This is a genomic window from Bartonella sp. AD328YNZD, from assembly GCF_042196425.1.
This window is the reverse complement of record NZ_JBHIQG010000097.1, coordinates 1-7,546: the sequence shown is the minus strand read 5'-3', so window position 1 is coordinate 7,546 and position 7,546 is coordinate 1. Positions and strand designations below refer to the sequence as shown.

Annotated in this window: 13 protein-coding genes and 1 pseudogene; all 14 read left to right on the top strand. The window is 39.2% G+C overall.

The features are described 5' to 3' along the window. Positions 1-441: pseudogene (locus ACFIO3_RS06110) on the top strand (transporter); the annotation flags it as partial. Then, positions 438-1,196, top strand: coding sequence for a type IV secretion system protein (locus ACFIO3_RS06105; protein ID WP_375686477.1), 759 nt, complete (start codon positions 438-440; stop codon positions 1,194-1,196). The pseudogene ACFIO3_RS06110 and the gene ACFIO3_RS06105, both read left to right, overlap by 4 nt. Positions 1,197-1,220: 24 nt before the next feature. Next, complete coding sequence (locus ACFIO3_RS06100) at positions 1,221-1,526, top strand: EexN family lipoprotein (protein ID WP_375606514.1); 306 nt, start codon at positions 1,221-1,223, stop codon at positions 1,524-1,526. A 2-nt stretch (positions 1,527-1,528) separates the two neighbouring features. After that, positions 1,529-1,951 (top strand): EexN family lipoprotein, encoded by a 423-nt coding sequence (locus tag ACFIO3_RS06095; RefSeq protein ID WP_375686476.1) that lies wholly within the window; start codon positions 1,529-1,531, stop codon positions 1,949-1,951. 2 nt (positions 1,952-1,953) lie between these two features. Then, positions 1,954-2,358 (top strand): EexN family lipoprotein, encoded by a 405-nt coding sequence (locus ACFIO3_RS06090; RefSeq protein WP_375686475.1) that lies wholly within the window; start codon positions 1,954-1,956, stop codon positions 2,356-2,358. A gap of 252 nt (positions 2,359-2,610) precedes the next feature. Then, on the top strand, positions 2,611-2,991 hold the full coding sequence (locus ACFIO3_RS06085; protein WP_375686474.1) for an EexN family lipoprotein: 381 nt from the start codon (positions 2,611-2,613) through the stop codon (positions 2,989-2,991). 299 nt (positions 2,992-3,290) lie between these two features. Continuing rightward, positions 3,291-3,581, top strand: coding sequence for an EexN family lipoprotein (locus ACFIO3_RS06080; protein WP_375686473.1), 291 nt, complete (start codon positions 3,291-3,293; stop codon positions 3,579-3,581). A 293-nt stretch (positions 3,582-3,874) separates the two neighbouring features. Beyond that, positions 3,875-4,279: an EexN family lipoprotein gene (locus ACFIO3_RS06075; protein ID WP_375686471.1), complete on the top strand. Its 405-nt coding sequence runs from the start codon at positions 3,875-3,877 to the stop codon at positions 4,277-4,279. Positions 4,280-4,315: 36 nt separating this feature from the next. Continuing rightward, on the top strand, positions 4,316-4,483 hold the full coding sequence (locus ACFIO3_RS06070; protein ID WP_375686470.1) for a hypothetical protein: 168 nt from the start codon (positions 4,316-4,318) through the stop codon (positions 4,481-4,483). Between the two features lie 98 nt (positions 4,484-4,581). Next, entirely contained in the window at positions 4,582-5,004 is a 423-nt protein-coding gene (locus ACFIO3_RS06065; protein WP_375606519.1) for an EexN family lipoprotein, read from the top strand. Positions 5,005-5,050: 46 nt separating this feature from the next. Further along, positions 5,051-5,938 carry a type IV secretion system protein gene (locus tag ACFIO3_RS06060; protein ID WP_375606520.1) on the top strand — a complete coding sequence of 296 codons (888 nt, stop codon included), beginning with the start codon at positions 5,051-5,053 and terminating at the stop codon, positions 5,936-5,938. A 6-nt stretch (positions 5,939-5,944) separates the two neighbouring features. Further along, positions 5,945-6,232, top strand: coding sequence for a type IV secretion protein VblB7 (locus ACFIO3_RS06055; protein WP_375686468.1), 288 nt, complete (start codon positions 5,945-5,947; stop codon positions 6,230-6,232). Continuing rightward, the gene (locus ACFIO3_RS06050) at positions 6,229-6,900 is read left to right on the top strand and encodes a virB8 family protein (protein ID WP_375606522.1); all 672 of its coding nucleotides are present in this window, start codon (positions 6,229-6,231) and stop codon (positions 6,898-6,900) included. Before ACFIO3_RS06055 ends, ACFIO3_RS06050 begins: the two co-directional genes overlap by 4 nt. A 2-nt stretch (positions 6,901-6,902) precedes the next feature. Next, positions 6,903-7,546, top strand: a 644-nt coding sequence (locus ACFIO3_RS06045) for a TrbG/VirB9 family P-type conjugative transfer protein (protein WP_375704200.1), incomplete at its 3' end; no start/stop codon positions are given.

Below are 7,546 nucleotides of genomic sequence, written 5' to 3'. Positions count from 1 at the left end.
GAGGATGATTCCTTTAAAGCCTTTGCGCAAGACAGGCTGAAGACTATTCGTAAACAAAATGGTTTGATGTTGTTTGCGACGCAATCTCCCAAAGATGCGATTAATTCAACCATTGCGCACACCATTATAGAGCAATGCCCAACACAGATTTATTTTCCCAACCAGAAGGGCAATCATGGGGATTATGTAGAAGGTTTTAAATTATCGGACAGAGAATTTAACCTGATACAAGCAGAATTAAGCCGTGAGTCACGGCGTTTTCTCATCAAGCAAGGACAAAGTTCAGTTGTCGCAGAACTGAACTTACGGGGCTTTGATGATGAAATAGCCATTTTAAGTGGCACCACCAAGAACATTGAACTTTTAGAGACCATTATGGATGAAGTTGGACAATCTCCAGAAAAATGGCTTCCTATTTTCCAAGAAAGGTCAAAACAATGAAAAAACTTTTATTGGCAACAGCCGTCTATGCAGCTTCATTTGGCTTTCAAACAAATGCCTTTGCCATCGTGGTATTTGATCCCACAGCTGCTGCAAAATTGGCTGATCAATATAAACAAGCATTAAAGCAGTTCGAACAAGGCAAACAACAGCTTGATCAATTGAAAGGTCAGCTTAAACAATTGCAAGATCTCTCTAAATCCTTAAATGTCAAGCCTGACATCTCTGAATTGAAAGACATGTTTAACAAGCAAGGGAGCAGTGGCGCCCTGCCTTCTGACTTTAACCACTTTCAACAATCGATGGGCAGTGGCGGCGGTGGCAGCGGTGGCGGCGGCGGTGGTGGCAGCAAAAACACGCAAAAATGGCAAGAAGAACTCTTATACAAAGAGCCCTCAGGCGGCGCTGGATCAAAAGAGGCAGCAGATGCTTTTTACGCACAGGAAGTGAAAAAAGCCGAACAGAACACGATAGGACAAGCGGCAAAAGGCCAAGATGTCTACGAAGAAGCCAGTGAAACACAAAAAACCATTAACAAGCTCCTTGACGAACTTGGAAGTACTAAAGATGCGGGTAAAATTCAAGGCATTCAAGCACAATTATCAGCGATACAAGCAAAACTCCAAACACAAGTTCTCCAAATGCAAGCCGCCGCGATGATTCAACAAGCGGAGTACAAAGCTGCCGAACAACGAGCTTACGAAGAATTTGCAGCGCGATATGCAGATTATGCCAAAAAACTGCGTGGTCAATAAACGAGAAAAAAGAGGGGCTTGAACATGAACAAGATCATCATAACAACATTGCTACTTTGCACAGGGCTCATCACGGCTGGATGTGAAAAAACCTACAGCGTAGAAGAATTTAAAAAAGATAAAAAATTATTTGAAGAATGGGCTGTGAGATGTGGATGGTCAGGAACTTCAAAAAATTGTGAAAACGTAAGAGTAGCCGATCACGAACTTGCGGCAGAACGCAGGAAAAAGGCTGAAGAAGAATGGGAAGCTGAAAAAAAAGCAAGAGAACAAGCCGAACGAGAAGCAGAAGAGCGCGCTAAAGCAAAACAACAACAGGACAGTCATTAATCATGAATAAAGTTCTCATAACAACATTGCTACTTTGCACAGGGCTCATCACGGCTGGATGTGAAAAAACCTACAGCGTAGAAGAATTTAAAAAAGATAAAAAATTGATGGAAGAGTGGAATGCTAAATGTGGATTCGCAGGAACTGCAAAAAATTGTGAAAACTTAAGATTAGCACAACTTGAACTTCAAAAGGAATATGAAGCAAAAGCTGAAGAAAGAGCGCGTGAACGCGAAGAAGAAGATCGTAAAGCGCTAGAAGAATATCGAGCCGAGCTGCGAGCTAGACATGAAAAATGGAAAGCTGAAATAGCAAAAAAAGAAGCTGAAATAGAAAAAAGACAAGCTGAAGAAAAAGCAAAAGAACAAGCCGAAAGAGAAGCAGAAGAGCGCGCTAAAGCAAAACAACAACAGGACAGTCATTAATCATGAATAAAATTCTCATAACAACATTGCTACTTTGCACAGGGCTCATCACCGCTGGATGTGAAAAAACCCATAGCGTCGCAGAATTTAAAAAAGATGAAAAATTACGCTTAGAGTGGGATGCTAGATGTGGATTTGCAGGAACTTCAAAAAATTGTGAAAACATGCGGTTAGCATTTTTAGAACTTCAGAAAGAATATGAAGCAAAAGCAGCAGAAAGAGAGCGTGAAGATGATGAAAAGTTTCAAAAAATGATTAGAGATTCCGAAGCTGAAATGAGAGCCAGAATTAAAAAAATGAGAGCTGAGAATGAAAAATTCCGAGCTGAACAAAAAGCAAAAGAACGCGCTGAAGAAGAACGAGAAGCAGAAGAGCGCGCGGCAGAAGAACAACAAAATAACCATTAAGACATAATAAAGAGTGGAGCATCTCAATGGCAATAAAAAGCAAATATCCTCGTATAGACAGCGATTCACTCTTGAATCTCTTATTGCGCTTTAGCTGCTCAACTTAAAGAGCTTCGTGCACTCTATATTTATGGCAACATTATGTCTGTGCTCTTGATTTATCATCAATGGTTATAAAAAACCGATAACACAAGCATAATTTAAAGATTGTGCTCAAACTTTAAAAACTGAAAGAAAGAATGGGAAATATCTATGAATAAAGTTCTCATAACAACATTGCTACTTTGCACAGGGCTCATCACTGCTGGATGTGAAAAAACCCACAGTGTAGCAGAATTTAAAAAAGATAAAAATTTACGCTTAGAGTGGGATGCTAAATGTGGATTCGCAGGGACTTCAAAAAATTGTGAAAACATGCGGTTAGCATTTTTAGAGCTTGAGAAAGAACGTCAGGCACAAAATGAAGAAAGAGCTCGTGAAGCGGCAGAAGAGCGTAAGAAAGGTATGGATGCGCTTCTGGCGAAACAAAAAGCTGAGTATAATAAATGGAAAGCTGAATTTGAAGCTAAAAAACGAGCTAAAGCCGAACAAGAAGCAAAAGAACGAGCTGAACAACAACAAAATAATGATTAAATTATAAAAAACACGATGAAGAGCGGAGCATCTCAATGGCAATAGAAACCAGAAGTGTATTTACTGATATCGACAATATGTTGATGGATCCCCTTACAAAAATAATGGATAACGCCATTACACATCTCTTATTGCGCTTTAGCTGCTCAACTTAAAAAGCTTCGTGCACTCTATATTTATGGCAACAATATGTCTGTGCCCTAAATTTATCATCACTGGTTATAAAAACCGATAACACAAGCAGAATTTAAAGATTGTGCTCAAACTTTAAAAACTGAAAGGAAAAAGGGGGAATATTGATGAATAAAGTTCTCATAACAACATTACTACTTTGCACAGGGCTCATCACAGCTGGATGTGAAAAAACTCACAGTGTAGCAGAATTTAAAAAAGATGAAAAATTACGCCTAGAATGGGATGCTAAATGTGGATTTGCAGGAACTTCAAAAAATTGTGAAAACATGCGGTTAGCATTTTTAGAACTTGAAAAAGAACGTCAGGCAAAAGCTAAAGAAATATGGAACTCTACATTTGGGATAAAAGAGCGTACTGAGGAAGAACAAAAAGCAAAAGAACAAAATAATAATTAAATTATAAAAATACACAACGAATAGCGAAGTATCTAAATGGCAATAGTAACCAAAGGCGTATTTTCTTATATCGACAATATGTTAATAAATCCCATTACAAAAACAATGGATAACATCTATTGCGCTTTAGCTGCTCAACTTAAAGAACCTTACAGACTATACAATAGATTTATGGCAAGATTATGTCTCTGCCCTAGATTTATCATCACTGGTTATAAAAACCGATAACACAAGCAGAATTTAAAGATTGTGCTCAAAACTTGTAAAACTGAAAGGAAAAAGGGGAAATATCGATGAATAAACTTCTCATAACAACATTGCTGCTTTGCACTGGAATTATCGCTGCTGGATGTGAAAAAACCTATAGTGTTGCAGAATTTAAAAAAGATAAAAAATTGATGGAAGAGTGGAATGCTAAATGTGGATTCGCAGGAACTGCAAAAAATTGTGAAAACCTAAGATTAGCACAACTTGAACTTGAAAAGGAATATGAAGCAAAAGCTGAAGAAAGAGCACGTGAACGCAAAGAAGAAGATCGTAAAGCGATGGAAAGATATGAAGCCGCAATGGAAGCTCAACATCAAGCAAGGCAAGCTGAAATAAAAAAACTAAAAGCTGAAATGGAAAAAAGAAACGCTGAAGAAAAAGCCGAAAGAGAAGCTAAAGAACGAGCTGAACAACAACAAAATAATGATTAAATTATAAAAATACACAACGAATAGCGGAGCATCTCAATGGCAGTAGAAAGCAAAGGCATATTCACTAAGATAGACAATATGTTGATGGATCCCCTTACAGAGACAATGGATAAAACCCTTTCATATCACTATTGTGCTTTAGCTGCTCAACTTAAAAAGCTTCGTGCACTCTATATTTATGGCAACAATATGTCTGTGCCCTAGATTTATCATCACTGGTTGTAAAACAACCGATAACACAAGCAGAATTTAAAGATTGTGCTCAAACCTTGTAAAACTGAAAGAAAGAAGGGGAAATATTGATGAATAAAGTTCTCATAACGACATTACTGCTTTGCACTGGAATTATCGCTGCTGGATGTGAAAAAACCTATAGCGTTGCAGAATTTAAAAAAGATAAAAAATTGATGGGAGAGTGGAATGCGAAATGTGGATTTGCAGGAACTTCAAAAAATTGTGAAAACCTAAGATTAGCACAACTTGAACTTCAAAAGGAATATGAAGCAAAAGCTGAAGAGAGAATTAGGGAACACAACGAAAACATGCGTAAAGCGCAGGAAGAATTTGAAGCCGAAATGCGAGCTGAACATGAAAGAAGGCAAGCCGAAATAGCAAAAAAAGAAGCTGAACTAGAAAAATGGAAAGCTGAAGAAAAAGCAAAAGAACAAGCCGAAAGAGAAGCAGAAGAACGCGCTAAAGCTAAACAGAACAACGATAATAATTGAATCAGAAATGATCATATTTGCAAAAATTAGATAGAATGGACGTGCAATGGCATTCGAAAAAATAGATTTCTTTACCACGGCAGAAAATATGTTAACGAATCCTATTATGGAAATAATGACTGACTCCATTAAAAGCCTTTCATTGGGTTTAAGTGCTCCGCTTAAAGCATCTTGTACAATCTACATTATATTTATAGGGTACAATATCATCTCAGGGCGTTCTTCTATGCCCTTATGGGAATTTATAACGACAGCTTTCAAACTTGGCATCATTGTTTCGCTTGCCACTAATGCTGCTCTTTATAATGAGTGGGTCGGTAATATATTTTTTGAGGCTCTGCCTAATGCCATTGCACACGCCACACAAGGTACAATACACTCAGATAAAAATATATGGGACGATATGTTAAACAAAGCTGTTGCACATGTTTTTGATGAAGCAAAATCTGCATCATGGCTTGCATTGGGTGCGTATCTTGTTGCTTGGATAGTTGGTTTTGCCTGTTACGTGATTGCTGCTGTTTTTTGCATAATTGGTTTTTACGTCACAATGTTTGCTAAGCTGGGTTTATTTCTCGTCTTATCAGTGGGACCGCTCTTCATAAGCCTCTCTATGTTTTCCTCAACAAGGCGTTTTACAGAGGCATGGTTAGGACAAGTTGCAAACTTCATCATACTTCAGATATTAGTCATCTTGCTTGGTGGTATGTATATCAAACTTGCACTGAAAATCTTTACAACAAACATTGTAGATATCATGTTTTCCTATGGCGCATTTATGGTGGTTGGCCTTGGTGGTATTTTTCTTTTCTTCAATTTACCTAGCATGGCTTCCGCTTTAGCCTCTGGGGGGGCCTCCCTTACAGGCTCAGGAGGAGCTAAAACGATAACGAACGGTGCAAAAAAATTAGCATCACTATTAGCAAAGGCCTAAGTTCAAATGCGGGAATTAAAAAAAATTGGGGTCATCTTACCATTTCTCTTTCTCAGTGGCTGTATGTCTTCACCAAACACGCTGAAGTCGCTGCCAAAATGTGATGGATATTCTAAACGTCCACTCAACAAATCGATGTGGAATTGGGAAGGGAAAAACCCCACGCCCACGCCCATCATCATCAGTAACAACACACCCTCCCCCATGAAAGAGGGCAAATTGGAAATGCTTCTCACACAAAAATTAACGGATGAAGAAATAAAATCCTACAAAGACTGCGGAAAAAAGGCATGAAAGAAAAAGACGTAGAACAATATATTGCCGAAGCGCGCTCGTTTGATCAAGACCGCATGCTCGCTTCACGCCGCACCACCCGCGTCTCCCTTACCATTGCCGGCATCGCGGTTGCTGTTGCAATAATGTCTTCTCTCGCGGTCATCACCCTCACGCCCCTTAAAACCGTGGAACCCTTTGTCATTCGCGTCGACAATTCAACCGGCATTGTTGAAGTCGTAGAAGCCTTAAAAGAAGGTCCCACAAACGTCGACGAAGCCATCACACGCTACTTCGCCGCAAAATACGTCCGCTGCCGTGAAGGTTTCACCACAGAAGAAACACAGCATAATTTCCAAACCGTCTCTCTTCTTTCTTCTTCTGAAGAACAGCAAAGATTCGCCAGCTGGTATGGAGCAAGAAACCCCCAAAGCCCTCAAATTCTCTATAAACATGCCGCCGTTACAATAACAATAAAATCAATCTCCTTTATCAATGATGATGTCGCACAGGTACGCTATTATAAAACCGTCCGTGATAACGAGAACAACAAAGAATTTATCACACACTGGGTCTCAACACTTACCTTTGAATATATCAATGCCCCTATCTCTGTCCAAAACCGTTTAATAAATCCTCTAGGGTTTATTGTTAATGAATATAGAACCGATCCGGAAGTGGTCAACTGATCATGAAAAAAAAATTTCTTTTTCTCATTCTTAACATCGCTATTACCCTTTCTCCTATAGCCTTGAGCCATGCCAGTGTTTTTCCCACCCGCGCGCCCAACGATAGCCGCATTCGCTTTATTAATTATGATGCTTATAATGTCACTAAAATTATTGGCTCCATACGCTCATCCGTACAAATAGAATTTTCTGCCAATGAAGAAATTGCTCATGTAGCGATTGGCAACAGCGTTGCATGGGAAGTTGCACCCGCTGGCAATATTCTTTTTCTAAAGGCAAGAGAAGTCCAACCCATTACCAATCTCCAAGTCGTCACCACAAAGCTTGATGGCTCAAAGCGCTCTTATCAATTTGAACTCATCATTAAAGATGGAGAAATTTCCTCTGGACAAGAAACATATTTCCTTGTGAAATTCCGCTACCCACAAGAGGAAGCAGAACAAAGAAGACTTGCAGCCCTTATGCGACAAGAAAAAAAACAATCCCAACAGATTGATGGTATCTTCAACGCTTCTGAAACCTATGGACCACGCAATTGGGCTTACACCGCTCAAGGCTCTATCACTCTTGAACCCTCCTCTGTTTATGACAATGGCAAAACAACAACATTTACATTTCCCGACAACCAAGAAATCCCTGCCATTTA

What these genes read in the sequence shown, in the direction of transcription:
- ACFIO3_RS06105 (WP_375686477.1), top strand. Translation starts at nt 438, where the DNA reads ATGAAAAAACTTTTATTGGCAACAGCCGTCTATGCAGCTTCATTTGGC.
- ACFIO3_RS06100 (WP_375606514.1), top strand. Translation starts at nt 1,221, where the DNA reads ATGAACAAGATCATCATAACAACATTGCTACTTTGCACAGGGCTCATC.
- ACFIO3_RS06095 (WP_375686476.1), top strand. Translation starts at nt 1,529, where the DNA reads ATGAATAAAGTTCTCATAACAACATTGCTACTTTGCACAGGGCTCATC.
- ACFIO3_RS06090 (WP_375686475.1), top strand. Translation starts at nt 1,954, where the DNA reads ATGAATAAAATTCTCATAACAACATTGCTACTTTGCACAGGGCTCATC.
- ACFIO3_RS06085 (WP_375686474.1), top strand. Translation starts at nt 2,611, where the DNA reads ATGAATAAAGTTCTCATAACAACATTGCTACTTTGCACAGGGCTCATC.
- ACFIO3_RS06080 (WP_375686473.1), top strand. Translation starts at nt 3,291, where the DNA reads ATGAATAAAGTTCTCATAACAACATTACTACTTTGCACAGGGCTCATC.
- ACFIO3_RS06075 (WP_375686471.1), top strand. Translation starts at nt 3,875, where the DNA reads ATGAATAAACTTCTCATAACAACATTGCTGCTTTGCACTGGAATTATC.
- ACFIO3_RS06070 (WP_375686470.1), top strand. Translation starts at nt 4,316, where the DNA reads ATGGCAGTAGAAAGCAAAGGCATATTCACTAAGATAGACAATATGTTG.
- ACFIO3_RS06065 (WP_375606519.1), top strand. Translation starts at nt 4,582, where the DNA reads ATGAATAAAGTTCTCATAACGACATTACTGCTTTGCACTGGAATTATC.
- ACFIO3_RS06060 (WP_375606520.1), top strand. Translation starts at nt 5,051, where the DNA reads ATGGCATTCGAAAAAATAGATTTCTTTACCACGGCAGAAAATATGTTA.
- ACFIO3_RS06055 (WP_375686468.1), top strand. Translation starts at nt 5,945, where the DNA reads ATGCGGGAATTAAAAAAAATTGGGGTCATCTTACCATTTCTCTTTCTC.
- ACFIO3_RS06050 (WP_375606522.1), top strand. Translation starts at nt 6,229, where the DNA reads ATGAAAGAAAAAGACGTAGAACAATATATTGCCGAAGCGCGCTCGTTT.